This is a genomic window from Martelella radicis (assembly GCF_014196625.1).
Classification (GTDB): Bacteria; Pseudomonadota; Alphaproteobacteria; order Rhizobiales; family Rhizobiaceae; genus Martelella; species Martelella radicis.
The window spans coordinates 641,896-662,779 of record NZ_JACIDZ010000001.1 but is presented as its reverse complement, the minus strand read 5'-3'; the positions used below and the strand labels follow the sequence as shown (position 1 = coordinate 662,779).

General features: G+C 60.9%; 27 protein-coding genes. 21 read left to right on the top strand and 6 right to left on the bottom strand.

Features of this window, described 5'->3' with window-relative positions; all coding sequences use genetic code 11:
• Window positions 1-23 precede the first annotated feature (23 nt).
• The 8 genes from GGR30_RS02980 to GGR30_RS02950 are packed head-to-tail and all read left to right on the top strand — an operon-like array spanning window position 24 to window position 5,163.
• Window positions 24-440, top strand: a complete 417-nt coding sequence (locus tag GGR30_RS02980) for a phage tail tube protein (protein WP_183482360.1) — start codon at window positions 24-26, stop codon at window positions 438-440.
• Entirely contained in the window at window positions 440-847 is a 408-nt protein-coding gene (locus GGR30_RS23295) for a hypothetical protein (RefSeq protein WP_246413510.1), read from the top strand. Before GGR30_RS02980 ends, GGR30_RS23295 begins: the two co-directional genes overlap by 1 nt.
• A complete protein-coding gene (locus GGR30_RS23735; protein WP_425488334.1) occupies window positions 844-1,074 on the top strand; it encodes a phage tail assembly chaperone in 231 nt (76 codons plus the stop codon). The genes GGR30_RS23295 and GGR30_RS23735 overlap by 4 nt, the downstream gene beginning before the upstream one ends.
• Window positions 1,071-2,990 carry a phage tail tape measure protein gene (locus GGR30_RS02970; RefSeq protein ID WP_183482357.1) on the top strand — a complete coding sequence of 640 codons (1,920 nt, stop codon included), beginning with the start codon at window positions 1,071-1,073 and terminating at the stop codon, window positions 2,988-2,990. Before GGR30_RS23735 ends, GGR30_RS02970 begins: the two co-directional genes overlap by 4 nt.
• Complete coding sequence (locus GGR30_RS02965) at window positions 2,990-3,337, top strand: phage tail protein (RefSeq protein WP_183482354.1); 348 nt, start codon at window positions 2,990-2,992, stop codon at window positions 3,335-3,337. The genes GGR30_RS02970 and GGR30_RS02965 overlap by 1 nt, the downstream gene beginning before the upstream one ends.
• Window positions 3,334-3,702 (top strand): spike base protein, RCAP_Rcc01079 family, encoded by a 369-nt coding sequence (locus tag GGR30_RS02960; RefSeq protein WP_183482351.1) that lies wholly within the window; start codon window positions 3,334-3,336, stop codon window positions 3,700-3,702. The genes GGR30_RS02965 and GGR30_RS02960 overlap by 4 nt, the downstream gene beginning before the upstream one ends.
• A complete protein-coding gene (locus GGR30_RS02955; RefSeq protein WP_183482348.1) occupies window positions 3,699-4,454 on the top strand; it encodes a phage minor tail protein L in 756 nt (251 codons plus the stop codon). The genes GGR30_RS02960 and GGR30_RS02955 overlap by 4 nt, the downstream gene beginning before the upstream one ends.
• A gap of 13 nt (window positions 4,455-4,467) precedes the next feature.
• The gene (locus GGR30_RS02950; protein WP_183482345.1) at window positions 4,468-5,163 is read left to right on the top strand and encodes an NlpC/P60 family protein; all 696 of its coding nucleotides are present in this window, start codon (window positions 4,468-4,470) and stop codon (window positions 5,161-5,163) included.
• Here the strand turns inward: GGR30_RS02950 and GGR30_RS02945 are convergent.
• From GGR30_RS02945 to GGR30_RS02935, 3 genes are all read right to left on the bottom strand, one after another.
• Entirely contained in the window at window positions 5,098-5,454 is a 357-nt protein-coding gene (locus tag GGR30_RS02945) for a HigA family addiction module antitoxin (RefSeq protein ID WP_183482342.1), read from the bottom strand. The two genes, GGR30_RS02950 and GGR30_RS02945, sit on opposite strands and share 66 nt — an antisense overlap.
• 229 nt (window positions 5,455-5,683) lie before the next feature.
• The gene (locus tag GGR30_RS02940) at window positions 5,684-6,076 is read right to left on the bottom strand and encodes a type II toxin-antitoxin system HicB family antitoxin (RefSeq protein WP_183482339.1); all 393 of its coding nucleotides are present in this window, start codon (window positions 6,074-6,076) and stop codon (window positions 5,684-5,686) included.
• A gap of 15 nt (window positions 6,077-6,091) precedes the next feature.
• Window positions 6,092-6,274 (bottom strand): type II toxin-antitoxin system HicA family toxin, encoded by a 183-nt coding sequence (locus GGR30_RS02935; RefSeq protein ID WP_183482336.1) that lies wholly within the window; start codon window positions 6,272-6,274, stop codon window positions 6,092-6,094.
• Between the two features lie 91 nt (window positions 6,275-6,365).
• Between GGR30_RS02935 and GGR30_RS02930 the strand changes: the two genes are divergently transcribed.
• The 12 genes from GGR30_RS02930 to GGR30_RS02875 all read left to right on the top strand — a co-directional run bounded on the left by GGR30_RS02930 (window position 6,366) and on the right by GGR30_RS02875 (window position 16,346).
• Complete coding sequence (locus GGR30_RS02930; protein ID WP_183482333.1) at window positions 6,366-6,962, top strand: tail assembly protein; 597 nt, start codon at window positions 6,366-6,368, stop codon at window positions 6,960-6,962.
• A gap of 18 nt (window positions 6,963-6,980) precedes the next feature.
• Window positions 6,981-10,178, top strand: coding sequence for a TipJ family phage tail tip protein (locus GGR30_RS02925; protein ID WP_183482330.1), 3,198 nt, complete (start codon window positions 6,981-6,983; stop codon window positions 10,176-10,178).
• On the top strand, window positions 10,175-11,032 hold the full coding sequence (locus GGR30_RS02920; RefSeq protein WP_183482327.1) for a hypothetical protein: 858 nt from the start codon (window positions 10,175-10,177) through the stop codon (window positions 11,030-11,032). The genes GGR30_RS02925 and GGR30_RS02920 overlap by 4 nt, the downstream gene beginning before the upstream one ends.
• Window positions 11,032-11,673 carry an XkdW family protein gene (locus GGR30_RS02915; protein WP_183482325.1) on the top strand — a complete coding sequence of 214 codons (642 nt, stop codon included), beginning with the start codon at window positions 11,032-11,034 and terminating at the stop codon, window positions 11,671-11,673. The genes GGR30_RS02920 and GGR30_RS02915 overlap by 1 nt, the downstream gene beginning before the upstream one ends.
• Before the next feature lie 4 nt (window positions 11,674-11,677).
• Complete coding sequence (locus GGR30_RS02910; RefSeq protein ID WP_183482322.1) at window positions 11,678-11,944, top strand: hypothetical protein; 267 nt, start codon at window positions 11,678-11,680, stop codon at window positions 11,942-11,944.
• Between the two features lie 2 nt (window positions 11,945-11,946).
• The gene (locus GGR30_RS02905) at window positions 11,947-12,825 is read left to right on the top strand and encodes a hypothetical protein (protein ID WP_183482319.1); all 879 of its coding nucleotides are present in this window, start codon (window positions 11,947-11,949) and stop codon (window positions 12,823-12,825) included.
• Window positions 12,818-13,159 carry a hypothetical protein gene (locus tag GGR30_RS02900; RefSeq protein ID WP_183482316.1) on the top strand — a complete coding sequence of 114 codons (342 nt, stop codon included), beginning with the start codon at window positions 12,818-12,820 and terminating at the stop codon, window positions 13,157-13,159. Before GGR30_RS02905 ends, GGR30_RS02900 begins: the two co-directional genes overlap by 8 nt.
• A gap of 61 nt (window positions 13,160-13,220) precedes the next feature.
• Window positions 13,221-14,165 (top strand): glycoside hydrolase family protein, encoded by a 945-nt coding sequence (locus GGR30_RS02895; RefSeq protein ID WP_183482313.1) that lies wholly within the window; start codon window positions 13,221-13,223, stop codon window positions 14,163-14,165.
• The gene (locus GGR30_RS02890) at window positions 14,162-14,584 is read left to right on the top strand and encodes a hypothetical protein (RefSeq protein WP_210287908.1); all 423 of its coding nucleotides are present in this window, start codon (window positions 14,162-14,164) and stop codon (window positions 14,582-14,584) included. Before GGR30_RS02895 ends, GGR30_RS02890 begins: the two co-directional genes overlap by 4 nt.
• Window positions 14,585-14,596: 12 nt before the next feature.
• A complete protein-coding gene (locus tag GGR30_RS02885; protein ID WP_183482310.1) occupies window positions 14,597-14,920 on the top strand; it encodes a hypothetical protein in 324 nt (107 codons plus the stop codon).
• 84 nt (window positions 14,921-15,004) lie between these two features.
• Complete coding sequence (locus GGR30_RS02880; RefSeq protein ID WP_183482307.1) at window positions 15,005-15,232, top strand: hypothetical protein; 228 nt, start codon at window positions 15,005-15,007, stop codon at window positions 15,230-15,232.
• Between the two features lie 280 nt (window positions 15,233-15,512).
• Window positions 15,513-16,346: a DNA adenine methylase gene (locus tag GGR30_RS02875; protein ID WP_425488331.1), complete on the top strand. Its 834-nt coding sequence runs from the start codon at window positions 15,513-15,515 to the stop codon at window positions 16,344-16,346.
• 257 nt (window positions 16,347-16,603) lie between these two features.
• Here the strand turns inward: GGR30_RS02875 and GGR30_RS02870 are convergent, their stop codons facing one another.
• The 3 genes from GGR30_RS02870 to GGR30_RS02860 form a co-directional block, all read right to left on the bottom strand.
• The gene (locus tag GGR30_RS02870; protein WP_183482304.1) at window positions 16,604-17,392 is read right to left on the bottom strand and encodes a MetQ/NlpA family ABC transporter substrate-binding protein; all 789 of its coding nucleotides are present in this window, start codon (window positions 17,390-17,392) and stop codon (window positions 16,604-16,606) included.
• A gap of 186 nt (window positions 17,393-17,578) precedes the next feature.
• The gene (locus GGR30_RS02865) at window positions 17,579-18,247 is read right to left on the bottom strand and encodes a methionine ABC transporter permease (protein ID WP_183482301.1); all 669 of its coding nucleotides are present in this window, start codon (window positions 18,245-18,247) and stop codon (window positions 17,579-17,581) included.
• Entirely contained in the window at window positions 18,237-19,337 is a 1,101-nt protein-coding gene (locus GGR30_RS02860) for a methionine ABC transporter ATP-binding protein (RefSeq protein WP_425488330.1), read from the bottom strand. The genes GGR30_RS02865 and GGR30_RS02860 overlap by 11 nt, the downstream gene beginning before the upstream one ends.
• A gap of 1,044 nt (window positions 19,338-20,381) precedes the next feature.
• On the opposite strand from GGR30_RS02860, the gene GGR30_RS02855 reads away from it, so the two are divergent.
• The gene (locus GGR30_RS02855; protein ID WP_183482298.1) at window positions 20,382-20,879 is read left to right on the top strand and encodes a hypothetical protein; all 498 of its coding nucleotides are present in this window, start codon (window positions 20,382-20,384) and stop codon (window positions 20,877-20,879) included.
• The last annotated feature ends 5 nt before the right edge of the window (window positions 20,880-20,884 follow it).

Here is a 20,884-nt window from a genome sequence, read left to right as displayed (position 1 = left end):
TTTCTTCCTGAAAGGAATTTGCCATGGCACTGGGCCGCGAACTGATCATCAAGCGCCGGAACGACGCGACGGAAGAATTTGAGATCGTCTGCGTTGTCGAGCAGCGTTCGCTTAACATCAACAATGAGGAAGTGGATACGACGAAGCCGGACTGCGACAATCCGGGCGGGGTGCTGCACTATTCCTCGATCGGCGGCGTCCAGTCCGTGCGCTGGTCGGGATCGGGCGCCTATGTGAGTTCGGCAACGCAGGCGCTTGTGCTGCAGGACGTTCTTGCCCAGGCGCGCGCTGAATATCAGGTGAGCGTTCCAAGCGTTGGAACGTTTGAAGGTTCTATGAGGGTGCTCGCAGCGAACTTCCAGGGCGACAAGACTGGCGAGCTGACCTGCGATCTCTCCGGCGTCTTCGATGGCGATGTCGCCTTTGCGGCGGCTGCCTGATGATGGCCTTCGCCAATGAGCTGCGCGGCGAGGCGGCGGTGACGATCGGTAGCGAGAGCTTCGTTGTCGCCGTCACCTTTGCCGGGCTGATGCACCTGTCGCAGGCCATCGGCGCGCGCACGATGGACGAGATCTATCAGCGCCTGCTCGGTTTCGAACCCTTCGCGGTCTCCTGCGCGATCCGCTGCCTTGCCGTTGCTGATGATGACGAGGGCAGGGCCGCGCTTGCCGCCCGGGTGTTGTCGGGCAAGAACATCTCGGCTGCCGACCAGGCAAGCTGGCGCATCGGCATCGAACAGGCGCTGACCGCTCATATCGAGGCCGGCAATGCGCTGCGCGAAACCTCCTCGCCTCTGGAAGACGTGGAGGCGGCTGTCACCGGAAAAAAGCCTCGGACGACGTCCTGATTGCCGATCACGTCAGGACGCTGTTCGAGCTTGCCGTTTCCGCCGAGCGGATCCACTGGACGCCGGCCACCTTCTGGGCGGCGACGCCCTCCGAGCTTGTCATGACCATCGCCGGCGTAACGGGCCGGTCCCCGCAGACTTCACCCGTCAGCCGCACCCGCATCCGCGAGATTGTCGCGGATCACGGTCCCCAAAAATCCATTCGTCAGAAGGCTGAGCGAAGATGAGCAGACCGGATATTCCTGTCACGATCGGCGCCGATGATCGCGAATTCAGAACCGCGATGACCCGGGTCCGGATGCAGGCGCGCACCGCTGCCAACGACACGGCAAGCTCGTTCCTTTCGATCAAAAAGAAGATTGGAGGACTGGATGGCATCTTCGGGGCATTGCGCGGCGGCCCGGCGGGCCTTGCCGCCTCCCTCGGTCTCGGCGTGATCGTCAGCGAAACGCAGAAGGCCGTCGACGCCGTGGCGGATCTCGGCAAGGCGGCAAAGACCGCCGGCGTCGATTTCGAGGCGTTCCAGGAACTGCGCTATGCGGCGGTCAAGAATCGTATCGAGCTCAACGCTTTGACCGATGGCCTGAAAGAGATGCAGCTTCGCGCCGATGAATTCGTCAAGACTGGTGGTGGGTCTGCTGCCGAGTCTTTTCTGCGTCTCGGCCTTTCCGCCCGGCAGCTCACCCGCATGCTGGAAGACCCGGCGGCGATGTTCGAAACGCTGATCGGCAAGATCCGCGAGCTCGACAGGGCAGCGCAGATCCGGGTTCTGGACGAGATCTTCGGCGGCACGGCTGCGGAGGATTTTGCTGGGCTTATGGACGATACCGGCCAGAGCATTGCGGATGCCCGGGAAGAGGCCCGGGACATGGGCGCGGTGATGGATGACGAGCTTCTGCAACAGGCGGAAGACATCAACGCCGAATGGGAAACCATGGCGCTGATCATCGGCACCAATGTCAAAGGGGCGCTGGTCGATATCGGCGGGCTGATCAGCGGCCTGATCGGCAAGATGCAGGACCTGAGCACAGCCATCCAGAATGCGCGGGTGGGGCTGCGTGCCGCCGAGGCCGGCGCCAAAATGGGCGCCATGGCCGATGGGACAATAGCGCTCCCTCCCGTCGATGTGACAACCGGCTATGACATGGCTGCCGACTACGCGGACTATAATGCCGGCCGCGAAATCTATGAGCAGAAAATGGCCGCCAACCGCGAGGTGACGGCGGAACTGGAGCGGCAGAACGACCTGACCTCGGACCAGCTCGCGCTGGAAAAGGAAATGGCCACCGTCCGCAAGCTCTATGAGGACGCGGGCGGCGCGCCGACAAAGGAAATGGTGCGGGCCCAGGCCGAGGCCCGGCTTGCGGCCAAGACATCGCGGCGAAGCAACGGCAAATCCGGCGGCGGTGGCTCGGCTTCCACTGCGGTCGATCGCGAACGCGAGGCTGTCGAAAAACTCATTCAGGCGCTGCAGGACGAACTGCGGATGACCGAGATGACGGCGGACCAGAAGAAGGTCTTCGAAAATCTCCGCCGTGCCGGCACGGCCGCGACCGACGCTGAAAAAGCCTCGATCCGGGAGCTGACATTTGCGATCGAGGAACAGAGGTACAAGCAGGAAGCCGCCGCCGATACGGCCGAATTCTTCCGCGATACGGCCCGCGACAGCTTCCTGGCGCTGATACCGGCAATCGAGACCGGCAATGCCGCCCTCGACAGCATGATCAACAAGCTGATCGAGGCGGCAGCGCAGGCGGCGCTCTTCGGCGACGGACCGCTTGGCGGTTTGTTGGGTGGCGGGCTGCTTAGTGGCTTCCTGCCGACCCATGCCACGGGCACGAACTTCACCCAGGGCGGCATGGCGCTGGTTGGCGAGCGCGGGCCGGAGATTTTGAAACTGCCGCGCGGCGGCGAGATCATTCCCAATCACCGGCTTGGAGCGGTCAGCTCAACGTTGTCTTCGGGATCGATGATCAGCTCGGTCAGCATTGGCGATATCAATGTGTCGGTTCCGGAGAGCACGGATCCGAAGGATGCCGTGGCGATGGGGAAGGAATTCCGCAAACAGATCGACGCCGTCGTCGACAGGCGTCTTCAGGAAAACGCCCGGGCGCGGGGCATGCTTGCAGGAGGGCCGTTCTGATGGCCGAGAAGTTCGAGCCGCCGGCATGCCCGGCGATCACCAGCACCAAGTCGGTCGAGCTGCGCACGCTGGAGAGCCGCTTCGGCGACGGTTACAGTCAACGCAGCGGTGACGGGCTTAACACAACGGGTGTGAGTTTCAATGCGACGTGGCCCGGCCTGACGCTGGACGAGGCCGATCGGATCGAAAGCTTCTTCCTGTCGCTTCGCGGTTTCCATGCTTTTGAATGGAAGCTGCCGCGCGACAAGGAGGCAAGGCTTTATCGCTGCAAATCCTGGACAAGAACCGGGGCAGGCGGCGCCCATGACACGATCAACGCGACCATTGAAAGGGTCTTCGACCTATGACGGAGCTGAAAGTCTATGACGCCACGGGTGTCCAGCGTCCGATTGCCGCCGAGACCAATCCGGACGGGTCAATCAGTCCGCGCCATGGCTTCTCAGCCGAAGCGGCAGCGCTGGTGGAAGCGGTCCGCGAAGCGGTGGAGATCGTCACCCCGGCCCGCCGACACAAGGCGGTGACGCCATCCGATGATGCGGTGCTGGAGGATGTCCTGACGCTCTTTGTCGGCTTTGGCGGTGCGGTCGCGATCGAGGCGGGCGGTGGCGTGGCCGTCTATCACTGCCAGAGCGGCACGCTTCTGCCGGTCGCCGCCCACAAGGTGCTGGCGACGGGCACGACAGCTTCCGAGATCGTGGCGCTGGTCAAATGACGGGATCGCATTATGGCACGATGCTGGTTGTCGAGCAGGCGGGAAACGGCCTGTCGCAGACAGCGCAGGGGCTGGTGAGCGATGATATCATCCACCTCTATGAACTTGATGCCTCCGTCATCGGCGGCGGCATCTATCGCTTCACGTCATCGGCCTTCGAGGAAGCGCCGGTGTCCTTCTGCGGCAATGTCTATGCGCCGACGCCGATCGAGACCGATGGCTGGGAGATGTCCTCGCAGGGCACGATGCCGCGCCCGACGCTGAAGGTCGCGAATGTCTCCGGCGTGTTGTCGGCCGTGGTCAACGAATTCGGCGACCTGGTGGGCGCGACCTTCCGGCGCATCCGCACCTTTCGACGCTTTCTCGACGGTATGGAAGATGCGGATCCGGACGCGCATTTTCCGGTCGATGTCTATCGGATCGAGCAGAAGACCAACCAAAACCGGGTCTATATCGAGTGGACCTTGGCCGCCGCGATTGATCAACAGGGTCGAAAGCTCCCCGGCCGGCAGGTCATCCAGAGCGCCTGCACGCATACCTATCGGCGCTTCGATCCGGAAACCGGTTCGTTCGACTATTCCAGGGCCACATGCCCCTATGCGGGCTCCGCCTGTTTTGATGCGAAAGGCAATGCGGTTTCGGCGTCGGAGGATCGCTGCAGCAAGCTTCTGCAATCGGGCTGCGTCAAGCGCTTCGGCCATGGCGATCTGCCGACCCGGGCCTTTCCCGGCGTCGGTCGGGCAAACACCTGAAGGATAAGCAATCATGTTTGGTGATGATGTCGCTCGGGAAGCCCGGGCGCATGCGCTTGCCGCATGGCCGGAAGAGGCCTGCGGCGTGGTGTCTGGCGGTCGCTATATCCGCGTCGAAAACATCGCGGCCGATCGTGAGAACGGCTTCGAGATGCCGGCGGAAACCTGGCTGAAGTTCCAGCCGGAAGCGGTCATTCACAGCCACAATGCCAAAGCGCATCCACACTGGCCGTCAAAAGCCGATATGGACAGTCAGATCGCGGCGCATATCCCGTTCGGGATTGTGAGTTGCGACGGCGAGGTGACGACGCCCATTCTCTGGTGGGGCGATCACTGCCTGGATGCACCGCTGACGGGCCGGTCCTTCGTGCCGGGTGTGTTCGATTGCTACGGGCTAGTGCGCAGCTGGTGCTGGCAGGAACGCGGCATCCGCCTTCCAGACTTCGCTCGCTCGAAAAGCTGGTGGGAAGACGGCGAGAACCTGCTTGCCGATCACTTCGAAGAGGCAGGCTTCCGGGCGGTCGATGGGTCGGAAGTCCGGCCGGGCGATGTGTTCTTCATGCGGCTGGTGTCGAAGGTGCCGTGCCATTCCGGCATTCTGCTCGCGGATGGCCTTTGCCTGCATCACCTCGATGGACGGCTGTCACGACGCGAACCCATCGGGCCGTGGTTGAGACGAGTTACCCATTGCGTTCGCTACATCGGCTAAGTTCTCGAATTCAGATATCGTTTTAAGCTGATCGCGAAGCTTACCTACGGTCATATGAAGATCGTAGCTGGCTTGTGCGTGCATCCAGAACTCAGGACTCGTGCGAAAGTATTTTGCAAGCTTGAGCGCAAGCTCTGCAGAAATCGGAGAGACCTCCTTCACAAGCAGATCGATATCTTCGGATGAGACTTTCAGGGCGCTGGCGAGTTGGCTTGGATCAATCTCGAGCGGAACGAGGTATTCTTCGCGAAGGATTTCGCCGGGATGAACCGCAGGTAACGTACTGTCCAAAGTCTTGCTCCCCCAACCATTACGAAAGTGGACCAATAATTTAAGTTCGTCAGTGCTTTCATATTAACGCAAGATTAATCTGAATATTGGTGGAGTCAAGCGACCTGGCGACGGTCGCTATCGTACCAGTTCTGCTATGCCAAATGCTGGTGTTCGAGCAGATAGAGCACGAGTGACCAAGTCGAAGTGGGGCAGATCTGTTTCTCGTTGGGTGTGGTACCGGGATTAGTCAGCTTGCGATTTCGCGGCGTGCCAGATCGGCCAGGAACGCGGATCGTGTCAGACCGTGCGCTTTTGCATACTGATCGACCGCGCTCAGGAGGCCTGCATCCATAGTGATGTTGGCCTTGGTGGTTCTGCCGCTCAATTGGATGAAGGGCACGGCAAGCAGAAAGGCGCCCTCGGCCAGATCACGTGCCACGTCGCTATCAGCGCGAACGGCGTCGAGTGAGCGCGCCTCGGGCAGATCCTCGCCTTCCAGGTGGAGCGCAAGCGCTTCGCTTGCATTGGCCAGAAGATCATTCATGTCGTCGGCGGCCGAGAAGCAGCCGGGAACATCCGGAAAGTGCACACCAAAAGCGCTGTCGCCTTCCTGATGAACCACTGCAATGTAGTAATGCATGGCGCTTTCCTTTCCTTACAGCCAACCGGCTTGCTTGTAGATGTTGCGCACTGTGCCAATCGGCAAGTCTTTCTTGGGATGAGGGACGGTGACGGTCTTGTCGTCCTTTTTGAACTTGTGGTGCGACCCCGTCACCTTGACCAGTTCGAAGCCATCATTCTCCAAGTGTTTGATGATCTTTCGACTGTTGGTGTCCATCAACTCATTCCCTCTCTATGCGCATATATATACGCCTTAAGCTGTCGGCTTTCAAGCAATTATACGCATAAGAATACGTATAGCGTGACCGATGAAGAGAACCATTCACCTCCACGGCGATCTCGCCCGGAAGTTCGCGCCCGTCTACCAGCTCGACGTCGCCAGCGCCGGCGAGGCGGGCCAGGCGCTCGCCGCCGTCGTGCCGGGCTTCCGCCAATATGCGGCTGACCGGAACTTTCGTGTCCTGCGCGGGGATCCGGAAACCGGTATGGCGCTCGGGCCGGATGATCTCGACTTTCAGCTCGGGGATGCGGATCTCCATATCGTTCCGGTCATCGCCGGCGCGGGCAATCGCGGGCTTGGCAAGATCATCGCCGGCGTCTTCCTGATCGGGGCGGCCTTCATGTTTCCGGGCGCGATCACCGGCATCGGTATTGGCGGCTCGACGATCGGCGGGGCGATGAAGGGTCTTGGCGTGGCGCTTGCCATGGGCGGGCTCGGGCAGATGCTGTCGCCTGCGCCGAAGATCAATAGCAACAATGGCGAGGACCAGTCCTCCTACCTCTTCAGCGGTGGCGCCAATGTCACGACCGAAGGCGGTCCCGTGCCGCTGGTCTATGGGCGCGGTTTCCGCGTCAAGCCGGTGCTGATCGCCGCCGGGCTTTCCACCGAAGACGTGGCCATTTGAGTTACCGGATACAATCTCATGCATGATTTGCGCATCTCCGGCCGTGGCGGCGGCAAGGGCGGCAAGAGCGGCGGCTCGGGCGGCTACAGCGAGGCGGCGAACACGCTGCGCTCGAAACAGACGCTGCGTCTTCTGTTCCTGGTGAGCGAAGGCGTCACTGGCGGGCTTAAGGATGGGGCGAAGTCGATCTTCTTCGATGATGTGCCGGTCCAGAATAGCGACGGCACGTTCAACTTCGAGGGCGGCTCGTTCGAGACCCGCAATGGCTTTCCCGATCAGGCGGCCCTGTCCGGCTTTCCGGCCGTCGAGAACGAACAGGGCGTCGGTGTCGAGATCAAGAAGGATCTGTCGGCAACGCGGGCGATCACCAATCTCGCGGCAACGGCGGTGCGCGTCTCCATTCAGGTGCCGCAGCTGATCTTCACCGATCCCGACAATGGCAATGTCAAGGAGAATGCCGTCGATATCGCCATCGATCGCCGCACCGAGGATGGCACATGGCAAGAAGTCCGCAGCGATACGATCTCGGGCAAATGCACCTCGCCCTATGTCCGGGCCTACCGGATCCCGCTTGAGGGAACCGGGCCATGGTATATCCGCGTGCGGCGGCTCTCCGAGGATGCAAACGGCACGACCTCGAACAACCAGACCTATTGGTCCTCCTATACGGTGATCGAAGACTACCGGCTGACCTATCCCGACAGTGCGGTGATGGGTGTGACGCTCGATGCGGCCGAGTTCGGCGGCGGCGCCATTCCGACGGTTTCGGTCGACTGGGCCGGGATCGAGATCGCTGTCCCGTCGAACTATGATCCGGAAACGCGAAGCTATGCGGGTGTCTGGGATGGGACGTTCAAACGCGCTGTCACCGATAACCCGGCCTGGATCTTTTACGACCTTGTGGTCAATGACCGCTATGGCCTCGGCCAATATGTCGATGTCGGGCAGGTGTCCAAATGGGCGTTTTACGAGATCGCGCGCTATTGCGATGAAGCGGTTGATGATGGGTTCGGGGGCAAGGAACCGCGCTATACCTTCAACGGCGCCATCACCTCGCGCGATGAGGCGATCAATGTGCTGACGGCCTTTGCCGGCGTGTTCCGGGGGATGGTCTATTGGGGCACGGGGGCAGTCACGGCGGTTTGCGACAAGCCTGCCGATCCCGTCAAACTGGTGACGCCGGCCAATGTGGTCGACGGCACGTTCAGCTATCAGGGATCGGCGCTCTCGGCCCGCCACACGCAAGTGCTGGTCCGCTGGTTCGATCCGGCCAACAATTATATGCCCGCCATCGAAGTGGTCGAGGATGCTGAGGCGGTGGCCCGCTACGGATCGCGCCAGACCGAGATCCAGGCGATCGGCTGCTGCTCGCGTGGGCAGGCGCATCGCTATGGAGCATGGCTGCTCGATACGGAACAGAATTCGACCGAGGTCGTGACCTATCGGGCCGGGCTCGATCATGCCGATGTCGCGCCGGGCGATTTGGTGCTGGTCGCCGATCCCTCCTATGCCGGCGTGCGCTATGGCGGCCGGGTGAAGGCGGTGTCCGAAGATCTGGCGTCGGTAACGCTTGATGCGCCGGTGACATTGGCAGACGGCGATGCCTACACGCTGACCGTGGCCATGCCCGATGGCACGCTTGCCGATCGGGTCGTCGTGAACGGGGCAGGGGAAGTAGAAACGCTTGTCCTGTCCTCGGCCCTGCCGGATCGACCGGTTACCGGCGCGATGTGGATCCTGACCGGATCGGATGCGGCGCCGCGTCCGTTCCGGGTGCTGTCGATCACGGAAAACGACAAGCATCAGTTCGATGTCTCGGCGCTGATCTATGACGCGACCAAATGGGATCGCGTCGAGAAAGGGCTGGAGCTCGAACCGCCATCCTTCTCGACCTATCCGACCGGGCCGCTTCTGGCCCCCTCCGGTATGACGGTCGCCGAATATCTCTATCTTGCCGGTGGCGTTTCCGCGCGTGGTGCCGTCACCATCGGCTGGAGCGCGCCGAATGATACAAGGGGAACGCTCTATGAGGTTCAGTATCAGGGGCCGGGCGGGATCTGGCTGAATGTCGGAACAACGGAAAGCGTTTCGATCGACCTGCAGGATCTCGATCCGGGGATCTACAGTTTCCGAGTCCGCTCGGTCTTTGCCGCTCTCAATCAGCGCTCGCCCTGGGCAACGCTCGATGGTGTTTATCTGTCAAGCCTGCTGTCGCCGCCTGCCAATGTCGAGCGGTTCAATATCGCGGTGATCGGCGATGTTGCCACGCTCACGTGGGCGCCGGTGAAGGCACTGAACCTGTCGCACTACGTGATCCGCTATTCGCCAGAACTGACGGGCGTGTCCTGGCGCTCATCCGGCGCCCAGCTCGATCATGTGGATGCGACCAGCGTGCAGATCCCGACGCGGCCGGGGACCTACCTGATCAAGGCGGTGACGCGGCAGGGCGTTGAAAGTCCGCTTGCGACCATCATCCAGACCACGGTCGGCGCCACGCCGATGAATGCAGTGGAACGCTTTGTCGAACAGCCGGCCTGGTCCGGCACCTTTGACGGCTGCCGTGTGGGGGAGCCGGGCCTGCGACTTGCGGAAACAGAAGAGGGCGGGCTCACCCCGTCCGGCACTTACGTCTCTTCGCGCACGATCGATCTCGGCTCGGTCTTTACGTCCAGGGTCACGCCAGTGCTTTCCGTCTATGGGCAGGATCTCGATGACACGATGGCCAAATGGCCGGTGCTGAGTGCGCTGGACGGCATTGTCGGCGCGGATGCGTCGAAGTGGAATGTGGTCATGGAGATGCGCACCACCGATGATGATCCGGAAAGCGTCGGTATTGTCTGGTCGGACTGGCGGGAAGCCGCGACCGGCGATGTGGCGGCCAGGGCCTATCAGATGCGGCTGATGCTGTCTTCGGTCGACGACAACATCACGCCGATCGTCGCGCGGGCGGAACTGACGGTCGATATGCCCGACCGGATCCTGAGCGGCAACAATCTCGCCGTGCCCACCGGCGGGAGGAGGATCGACTTTGATCCGCCTTACTTCGGTCTGACCGGGCTTTCTGTCTCGGCTGAGGGGCTTCGCTTCGGCGACTTTTACGAGATCGCAAACAAGGATGAGAGCGGCTTTGACATCGTGTTCAAAGACCGGTCCGGCACGCCGGTCGGGCGCTCTTTCGACTATGTGGCTGCCGGCTACGGAAAGGTACATGCATGACGCAGTATAACAACGTGACGATCGATCCGACCGTCACCAATGGCGCGCAGCTTGCGGCCAATATCAGCAACTGGCGGACAGCGAGCCTGTCCATGCATAGCGGTGTGGAGCGCCCAGCCTATGCGACAAGCGGCACGATGTGGATCAGCACGGCCTCGAAACCATGGAAACTCTTTGTCTTCGACGGGGCGGCCGATGTCGCGATCGGGGAACTGGATCCGGACGGGCATGGCTTTCTGAGCGCCGGGGGAACCGACTTCACCAATGACCTGATGACGGCCGAGACGGATGAAAGTGCCCGGGACAAGCTGGGCGCATTTTCGACAAGCGGTGGAGCGATCACGGGATTTGTGAGGGTCTTGTTCGATGGCGCGACGCTAGCGTCGTTCCAGGCGAGCGGCCAGAGCGATGCCCGGATCGAGTTCCGGTCGAATAATGGCGGCAATGGTTATGTCGAGATCGGCCAGCGCAACAATGGCGACGGCTTCATCTTGTCGCGGGGCATGGAGTATTCGTTCCGCAGTGACGGCATCTTGTCGTCGGCGGCGGGCTGGTCGGTCCATCAGGATGGCAATGTCAGCGGTAGTCGCTGGCAAAGCTGGGGTAGTCCTTATGCCTTTGAGGCCGTCAGCAACAGGATCGAAGACCGTGCTGCAGCGCATGCCGGCAACAAGGCACCGAAAGGTGCGCGGATCCAGCACGATTCCGGCACTTACGATATCGGCGGCTGCGATGTCGGTTTTGGCGACTACACGGTCGATTGTGCCGGAAGTCAGGCCCTGACAGGGCTTCAATGCTTCAGTGGCGGTAACCAGTGGGTAAGGCTTCGCGCAAGATATCTGAGGAATTCCTGATGGTAGAAACGATCTCTCCTGACAGTTCCAATGCGCTTAATCCGGATATTGACCGTGACGCGTTGGAATATCTGCTTTCGCTCGAATTTCCGGATCTGAAACCGGGCCGTGACTTTCTGGCCGGGCATCTGGAACGGCGATCCGGAGGACGACTTGGCTCGGCTGTGATCCTCGAATGGCATGTCGATGTTGAGTTCCCTTCTCCGGATGATCTTCACGCTATGCTCGATACGCATCGAGTAGCGGTGGACGCGTTCATCCGGGATCGCGACATCCGGACAATGCTGATTGCCATTGATGCCGAGCGTGACCGCCGGATCGCGGCGGGCTTCGTGTTCCGGGGCATTCTCTACCAGTCCCGAGCGGAAGACCGTGAGAACATTGCCGGCGCGGCAACAGCGGCTCTCGGCGCCATGATCAATGGTGCTGAAGCCGACGACTATCGCTGGCACGGCGGGGACAGCGACTTTGTCTGGATTGCCGCCGACAACAGCACAAACAGAATGGATGCCGCGACCATGTATGCGTTCGGCCAGGCGGCGCTTGCCCATAAACAGGCGCATATCTTCGCTGCCCGGGCGCTGAAGGATCTATCACCGATCCCGACCGATTTTGCCGCCGACAGACACTGGCCGGAGTAGCCCCATGCCTTCACTGACAACCGGACTGAGCCTTGCGGCCATACGACCGCCGGGGCACGGGCGCTGGTGGGCATCCGCCGCCTGGCGGGCCATTGATGCCAGCACGGGATTGATGCACGGGCCCGCCGCCGTCGTGGATTTTGGCCGCAGTCGCTATGCGATCCCCGAAGGGTGGTGGGAACTGCCGGCCTATGCGGCAGGCGATGCCGAGGGCGTCGCGCGGCCGCCTTCCGCCATTCTGGATTTTTCCTCTAACCGATATGCGAGGTAGCAATGCGCAACGCGACATTTGCCGACATGATTACCTTCACCCGGCCGGGGGCTGCGACCTATGTCGGCGCCGACGGCTTGATCCATACGGCGGCGGCGAACCTGCCGCGCTTCGACTACACCAACGGGCGGCGGCAATTGCTGCTTGAGGGGCCGGCGACCAACCTCATTCTCAATTCCCCGGCTCTGTCGACGCAATCCGTCACGGTCTCGGCCGCAACATACACGCTGAGTTTCCAAGGCACGGGGACGGTCACGCTGTCCGGGGCTTATTCTGGAGCGCTTGTGGGCACGGGGGCATCGGATCGGGTGTCGCTGACCTTCGCCGCGACTGCGGGGACGTTGACCGCCACGGTTTCGGGCAGCGTCGCCAATGCGCAGGTCGAGGCCGGTTCGTATCCCTCCTCCTATATCCCGACGGCCGGCAGCGCGGTGACGCGTCCGGCCGACAGCGCCCGGCTGACCGATGCGGTCGCCGAACTGGTCCGGCGCGATGCGGTCACGATCGTGGCCCAGGCCTTCCAACCCTTCGCAACGAGCTTCACCCGCCGATGGATGGGCACGAGCCATACGATAATGGGGCTGGACACGAGCAAGAAGCCCTCCCAGTGGGATGGCGCGGGGCCTGTCTTGTCAATTCCCTCTGGGGTTGATGATCAGGCCGATCTCGGGCTCGGCGTGGCCTGGGATGATTCGGGGCGTCGGATTTCGGCTGCGGGCATCTCGGCAGGAGACGCGCATCAACCGGCATTCGCCGGCAATGTGTTCCTCGGGCGCGACAACAGCGGCAATTTTGCCCCCGGCTGGTACGATCAGATCGTGATCTGGCCGTTCCGGATGACGGACGAAGACCTTGCGGCAAAGGCGGTGGCCTATGCGTGACCATTTCCTGAAATTCGCGGATCACGCCGAGGCATTGTTGGCGCTTGAGGCCGCGGGCGTGACAGTTCCCGCCGGCAAACTTGCCTATCTCGACGCCGGCCTGCCGGAGGCTCTTCTGGTGCTCAAACCCGTCGGGGCGGCTTGCGACGGCCTGGTCTATGCGCCGACCGGCGAGACCGCGACCGATGGCGAGGGCTTTGACTATCCGTTGATGGAAGCCGTCGAGGGCTTCCACGTCAATCTCCGCATGACCGATGGCGCGGCGCTGCCGGCGGCGCTCGTTGACTTCGAGGTCGCGCCGCAACCGGCAACGCCGGCCGAAAGGTTTGCCTGACCGCTTGCCGGCCTGAACGACTGCCGGAATGCCCGGCGCCAACTTCAAGGGAAATTAGAATATGGAAATCACCACGGTCTCCGAACCGGGGGCAGCCTTCGTGCGCGGTCACGAGGGCGCGCCCACCGTTGCCTATATCGATCCGACCGGCACGCCGACACTCTTTGCCGGCTTCACGATGAACTCGCCCTATTGCCGGCTGGAGCTGGCAAAGATCGGGATCACCAAAATCGTGCCCGGCAAGACGAAAATCTTGGTCGAAGATGGCGACCGGATCTTCCGCGCCGTCCTCAATCAGGGCTATGCGAAAGAGGTCGTCGCCAACTCGCCGGCGGATCGCACGCAGTATCAGCTCGATGCCGCAACCAGCGCTGCCTATAATCTCGGCGGCCGCGTGGTCAGCACATGGCGCTTCGGTAAGCTCTGGCGCGCCGGCAAGCTGAAGGCGGCGGCGGATTACCTCGCCACGCATTACAACACCTCGAATGGAAAGCGCCTGCCCGGGCTGGTGCGCCGCCGCAGGGAAGAGGCGCTGCTGTTCGAAAAGGGTGTCTACACCGGTGTGGATGCTTCCGCGCCCGAAGGTGTTCCGCGCAAGGCCACGGGCACCGTGCCTGAAACAGGTGATCCCGTCGTGCGCGATGTCCAGACGATGCTCTCCAAGCGTGGCTTTGATCCGGGCGCGATCGATGGCTGGTTCGGCGAGAAGACGAAAGCGGCTGTGCTTGCCTATCAGATGGCGCATCCGCATCTCGTCAATGACGGGATCATCGGCCCGGCGACCATTGCCCAGTTGCGCCGCGACATGAAGGCCGTTGGGGATGCCGCGCAAAAATCCGGGGTCTCGGCTGCGGCAACCGGCGCGTTCGCCTGGGCTTCTGGTCTGCCGGTCGGCTGGATTGTCGGCGGCGTGGCCGTTGCCGCAGCGCTCTGGTTCGCATGGCGCTACCGCGATGTGATCGCGCGTCGGATCAACACGCTCACCGGTCATGAGGTGTGGGTATGATTGCCGCACTTCTGACATGGCTCGCCAAGGTGGGGGCGGGCGGCCTTATCGACCGCGCCGCCGACCTGATCGAACAGCGGGCGGAACAGGCAAACGACCGGGAGAAGATCAAGGCCGAACTGACAGCGGAATATCTTCGGCAGTTGGTTGCCGAAACCCGCGAGATGGCGGCGCTCAACAAGGCCAAGTTCGCCGTGCCGTGGTTCTGGCTGTTTGCCGGCTTCTTCCTCGTGCCGCTTGCCGTCTGGTGGGCAGCGATCTGCCTTTACAACATGCTCTGGTGCCCGGACTGCATCTATGCGCAGCCCTGGACGATCGCCGCCTTTCCCGCCCCGCTCGATGCCTGGGCGGGCAACATGATCCAGTGGGTCTTCTATGTCGGTTCGGGCGTTGCCGGGCTGCGCGCAATCATCAAGTAACGAGGGCAGGGCATGACGGTCGATCTCGCGCGTCATCTGGGAGAGGTTCAGGGCAAGCTCGATGCCCTGATCCGCAAGGTGGATGAAAACCGCAGCGGCAATGACGAAATCCACGACCGGCTGAATACGGTCGAGCACCAGAACGAACGCCTGCTCGAGCAGAACAAGGCTCTGTCAAAACGTCTCGGCGAAACCGAGGAGTTCGTCGCCGAATACCAGAAGATCAAGCAGATCGGTCGGGGCTACATCCTCGGCGCCGCCATGGCCGGGACCGGGTTCGGCGTGTGGCTTTCCGATGGGCTGATGCAGGTGCTGAAGGCGCTGAAGGGTGGGTAGATGCTGAAGTTTCTTGATTCAACAGTCAAGAATGCCTAACGATGTGATATTAAATAGGTTTCGTCTAAAGGTGAGGTTGCTTCGGTGAAAAAGATCTTTGCATTAATGGTGTCTTCTCTCTTGCTAATTGGCTCACCCGCCATTGCGCAGACGAGTGCCCAGAATCTCATCGCGCTGGGATCTGACGGAGAATATGCCGTGTTTGCTTATATTGACGGATACGGGCGTGTGATCGTCTGCAGATATGTGATTAATGCGCCTTTACACACCTCTTCCGAATACCGTTCTCCCGATTGCCATCTGGCTGATTAGCTTCACATCCGGGTGGAGCTTCCTGCCGGTCTATCTTTGATGAAGGGCCGTCGTGGAAAAGCCAAGCCAAACGTATTTATGGATAATTGAGGCCGGTGAAGCGAACACTTCACCGGCCTTTTTCTCTGCCCGGATCCCGGGCGGTCTGCAGCCCGCAAAGGCTGCAAACGACGGGTCAGTCGCCAAACTTGGTCCCGTCCGGTAAGCACATCGAATCCTCACCACACCCGGTTGCCTGCGCAGGCGATGCGGTGTGTGGCAGATTCGGACATATCCCACAATGCAAGGAATGATCTCGGTGCGGCCCGTGTCGCCGCCGGCCGCCTATCTTGGCGGCAAGAAACGTCTCGCCAAGCGCGTTTCCTCCATCATCGAACAGACACCGCACGATCTCTATGCCGAGCCTTTTGTCGGCATGGGCGGCGTCTTCTTCCGCCGTTCGCTCGCTGCCCGCTGCGAGGTCATCAATGACTATTCCGGCGACGTGATCACGCTCTTCCGGATCCTGCAGCGGCATTATCCGCAGTTCATGGAAGTGGTGAAGTTTCAACTCACCTCCAGGCGGGAGTTCGAGCGGCTCGCCGCCACGGATCCGGCAACGCTCACGGACCTCGAGCGGTCCGCCCGCTTTCTCTATCTCCAGCGCCTCGCCTTCGGCGGCAAGATCATGGGCCGCAGTTTCGGCGTCGAGCGCCACGGGCCGGCCCGCTTCGACCTGACGCGGCTGGGGCCGATCCTCGAGGAGATCCACGAACGCCTCTCCGGTGTCGTCATCGAAAACCTCGACTGGCGCGCTTTCATCGATCGCTATGACAGGGAAGGGGCCTTGTTCTACCTCGACCCGCCCTATTACGGCTGCGAGACGGATTACAGCAAGGATAGCTTCAGACGCGCCGACTTTGCCGAAATGGCGGAACGGCTTGTCGGAATCAAGGGTCGGTTCATCCTCTCGCTCAATGACCGGCCGGAGGTGCGCGATATCTTCTCGGACTTTCGGGTTGCCGATCTGAAGCTCGACTACACGATCGGCAGCGGTGAGCAGAAGGCCGTGGGCGAGGTCGTTATACTGGATGGTAAGGATATTTGCGGAGACCGAAACCTTCCTCTGTTCTAAATCCTCACCAATGGTCAGGCCACCGGTCTATCGAAGACCCAAAACTCAAGCTGCGTGTCGCGACGACCCTACTGCGGCGGGTCGACGGAGCCCCCACGGACGCGGCCTTGTCAAAGACGAACCTACCTCTGAAAGCTTTGCCGAGGCAGACATGATTGCTGCCTCGGCGAAACAAGGTCGTTGCTGCAGGGAACCCCCTTCACCGCGACAAGTCGGCCGCAGTATGGCAGAGACGTTTCCCGTTCATGAGGGCCTGATCAGAAGACCGGGACGACCGCACCACCATAAGTATTTTCGATGAAGCTGCGAATCTCATTGGATTGATAGATTTCGACGAACTGCTTGACCCAGTCGGCGTCCGCATCCTCCGTGCGTGCGACGATCACGTTGGCGTAAGGGCTGTCGGGGCTCTCGATAGCGATCGAGTCCTCGATCGGGTTAAAGCCGGCATCAAGCGCATAATTAGTGTTGATGGCGGCGACCGAAACATCATTGAGAACACGCGGCAGCTGTGCCGCATCCAGCTCTAGAATGTCGATGTTCTTGGGATTGTCAACGATATCCAGCGGCGTAGCCTTCAGCCCGGCGCCATCGGCCAGCTTGATGACGCCCTTGGCCTGCAGCAGGAGCAGCGCACGGCCGCCATTGGTCGGATCGTTCGGGATCGCGACGCGGCTGTTTTCCGGAATGTCATCGACACTTTCGACCTTGTTCGAATAAATGCCCATCGGCGTGATGATCGTCTTGCCGACGGCCTTCAGGTCGTAGCCACGATCGGCAACCTGGTTGTCGAGATACGGCACGTGCTGGAAGCTGTTGAGATCGAGGTCGCCGTCATTCAGCGCCTGGTTGGGCACGACGTAATCGCTAAAGGTTGCGATCTCGACATCAAGGCCCTGTTCCTTGGCAAGCTTCTGAACCTCTTCGAGAATTTCCTCATGCGCGCCGGGCGTGACGCCGACGGTGATCGTGTCTTTCGCAAGGGCCGTCCCGGCGGCAAGGCTGGATGCAATGGCGAGTACGGCAAATGGGGTTGCGAGTTTCATTTCTATTGTCCTTGACGCCGGCGCACCGGTTTCGCCGGTGCGCTGTGTTTCCTGATGGTTTTGTTGATTTATCGAACAGCCGGATGGTTTCGAAGAAATCCGGTTTTCAAAGTTGGGCCTTTGGCGCAATTTCTTGCCAATCCAAAGGCCGAGGAATTCACATCCTACGCCACTCCGACGATGGCCTTACTGGCTGCGGTTCTTCTTGTCGAAGCTGCGCGCCAGACGGTCGCCGGCACTCTGGATGGCCTGCACCAGCACGATCAGCACGACGACAACCGCCAGCATGACGCCGGGCATGAAGCGCTGATAGCCATAGCGAATGCCGAGATCGCCAAGACCACCGCCGCCGACGGCGCCGACCATGGCGGAATAGCCGATCAGGCTGACGATGGTGAGCGTGAAGGCGAGCGTGATGGCGGGCTTTGATTCCGCCAGCAGCACCTTGATGACGATCTGCATCGGCGTCGCGCCCATCGCGCGCGCGGCCTCGATCAGCCCCTTGTCGACCTCCCGGATCGCGCTTTCCACAAGGCGCGCGAAGAAGGGGATGGTGGCAACCGTCAGCGGCACGATCGCGGCCTGGGTGCCGATCGACGTGCCCGCGACCAGCCGCGTGAACGGAATGATCGCGACCACGAGGATGATGAAGGGGGTAGACCGTGCCGCGTTGACGATCAGGCCGACGATGCGGTTGAGCATCGGCGCCTGCAGAAGCTCGCCCTTGCCGCTGGTCGCAAGGAAAATGCCGATCGGCAGGCCGAGCGCGGTTCCGATCAGGCCGGAGACGATGACCATGTGCAGTGTCTGCAGCGTACCTTTGGTCAGAAGAGAGATGAGCATATCAGGCGACATAGCCGACGACCTCCGCGTTCAGACCGGTTTGGGCATAGAATTGATCCGCCTTCTGCATCACCGCCGGATCTGCGGAATAGGCGACATAGAGCGTGCCATAGGGTTCTCCCGCGATCTCGTCGACAGTGCCGGCGATGATATTGACCGGGCTTGCGAGCACCGTCATCAGCCGCGAGACCAATGGTTGGTCAGCGGTCTCGCCAAAGAAACGCAGGCGGAGAAGCGCATTGCAGCCGGGCTTGGGGTCGGCGATCACCTGCCGGCCGATCCAGTCCGGCAGGCTGCCGCCCGGCAGGGCCGCCAGCATCGAGCGGGTGGTCTCGTTCTCAGGCGCGGTGAAGACATCGAAGGTGCGGCCGCTCTCGACGATCTGACCCTTGTCCATCACCGCGACCCGCGAGGTGACGGCCTTGACCACTTCCATTTCATGCGTGATCAGCAGCACGGTCAGGCCGAGATCGCGGTTGATCGTCTTCAGGAGGCCGAGAATTTGCTGGGTCGTTTCCGGGTCGAGCGCCGATGTTGCCTCGTCCGACAGAAGCAGCTTCGGCTCGGAGGCCAGCGCGCGGGCGATGCCGACCCGCTGCTTCTGTCCGCCGGAAAGCTGGGCCGGGTAATGGCGCGTGCGCTCCGACAAGCCGACGAGATCGATCAGCGGCTCGATCCGCTTCTTGATATCCTGCTTTGCCATGCCCGCAATCTCGAGCGGCATGGCGACATTGTCGTAGACCGTGCGCGACGACAGCAGGTTGAAGTGCTGGAAAATCATCCCGATCGAGCGCCGGACGGAGCGAAGCGCCACCTCGTCAAGCGCAGCGACATCCGTGCCATCAACGATGACGCGGCCTTCACTCGGGCGCTCGAGACCGTTGACCAGGCGCACAAGCGTCGACTTGCCCGCGCCAGAGCGCCCGATAATGCCGGTGATTGCGCCGCGCGGGACACTGTAGCTGATATTGTCGAGTGCCCTGAAAGCCTTCCTGCCGGTTTCCCGGCTGTTGAAGGTCTTGGTCACATTTTCAAAGCTGACCATCGGCGAGCCGGGTTCAGCAACCGACCGCTCGGCCAGGCCGGAGACATGTTCTGCCATCGGATTCTCTTCTGCTGTGCTGGAAACCGGCGAGAAAACCTGCAGGAAACCGCTTGGAAAAGGTTGGCAGTCCGTTAGCACTCCGAACCGGATGTTTTCAAATCCAAAATGCCATCTGGCCGACAAAGCGAGGGGCGAGAGGCGATTTCGCGTCCTTCTAGCTTCCGCGTTTCATGGCAGGGTGGAAACGGATCGCCTTCATCAGGTCGCTTTTGCGGCAATTCCCCTCTGTTCGGACGCGCGAATAGGCTAGGGGATTTCTGGCCAATCTGGTTTACAGGACCTACAAAAAGTCCAATGTTTCTGCGGAGAGCGGTTTACACCTAGAATGTCCGGAGCCCCTGTGCTTAAGGGGATTCGTCGTGGCCTTCTAAGCCGACGGTCGCAGGTTCGAATCCTGCAGGGGTCGCCATCTCATTATCTGATGACAATGAAGCATAAGAATGCACGAAATCGCCATTTTCGTGCACCCCCGAGTCGAGCGATTTCTCGGAAAATGCAAATATTCTTTGAAAGTCAAATTAAATCAGATACTTGTGGCTTTATCGGATCAGATCACGATGAAGATGGGGATTCTGTCATGTTTGAACTTGAATCAAAGTTCGGCTCCTGCCCCGGCTTGCGTGAAGAGGCGGAAGCCCAAAGCGTGGGGGCAAAGCATCCTGAACGCACCCCCAACCGCATATATGCGCCCGGATTTCTCCTGGCGCGGCATCTGGGAACGACAGCTTAGCGCCCCCAAGTCGGACGTAGTGCGCGACCTCACCGGCTCCTGAAAGCTGTCATTGGCTGAGCAATCTTCAATGCTTCCGGTGAGCATCAGCATGCGCCAGGATGTTTATTTTAGCCTCTACCACCTAAGCAACGGCTCCTGTCTCTGAGCTTTTGGTCGAAAGCCATCGTTGGCGTTTAGTCGCATTTCTCCAACAGTGTCGGCAGCTTCTAACCTTTGGTCGATCCGCGAGTGTTACGCTCACCAACTACAGAAATAGCATCCAATAGTACGGCGAGAGGGGCGGTACCCGGGGCCTTGGAATACGACATATGCATCGGGAGAAGCATTTCTGGCATATCGGCCAGAATGAACTCACCAATGTTTTGCTTGGCGTAACCGGGATATCATGCGAACCTTACTTCTCGTTCTGCTTTAATGGCATCCATTTTCGGTTTCCGAAGATCAAAGCTAGTCCGATGGGGTGTGTCGGTATGAAAAGATCTGCACTTACGATACCGCTATTGCTGTTCGCGACCGCCTGCTCTGGGCATAGTTCAAGCGGGATTGGCCCGAATAGCAGCGGGGGCACGGCCAGCGGGTTCATCAGGGAACGTGCGGATGGAAGCTACGCCCTTGGCATAACCGCGGACGGCGCATTTTGCTCTGCGATCTACACCGATGCAGAACCAAACGGCAGCGAGCTTCGTGCTCTGTCCTGCACAGGCGGTCAGGGCGGCAATGCGACCGTGCTTTACGATGGTGACGGCGCACCGAAAAGCGCCACCTATGGTGGCTTGGAAATCGGCAGCGGAACGGTGCGATTCTGAGGCAA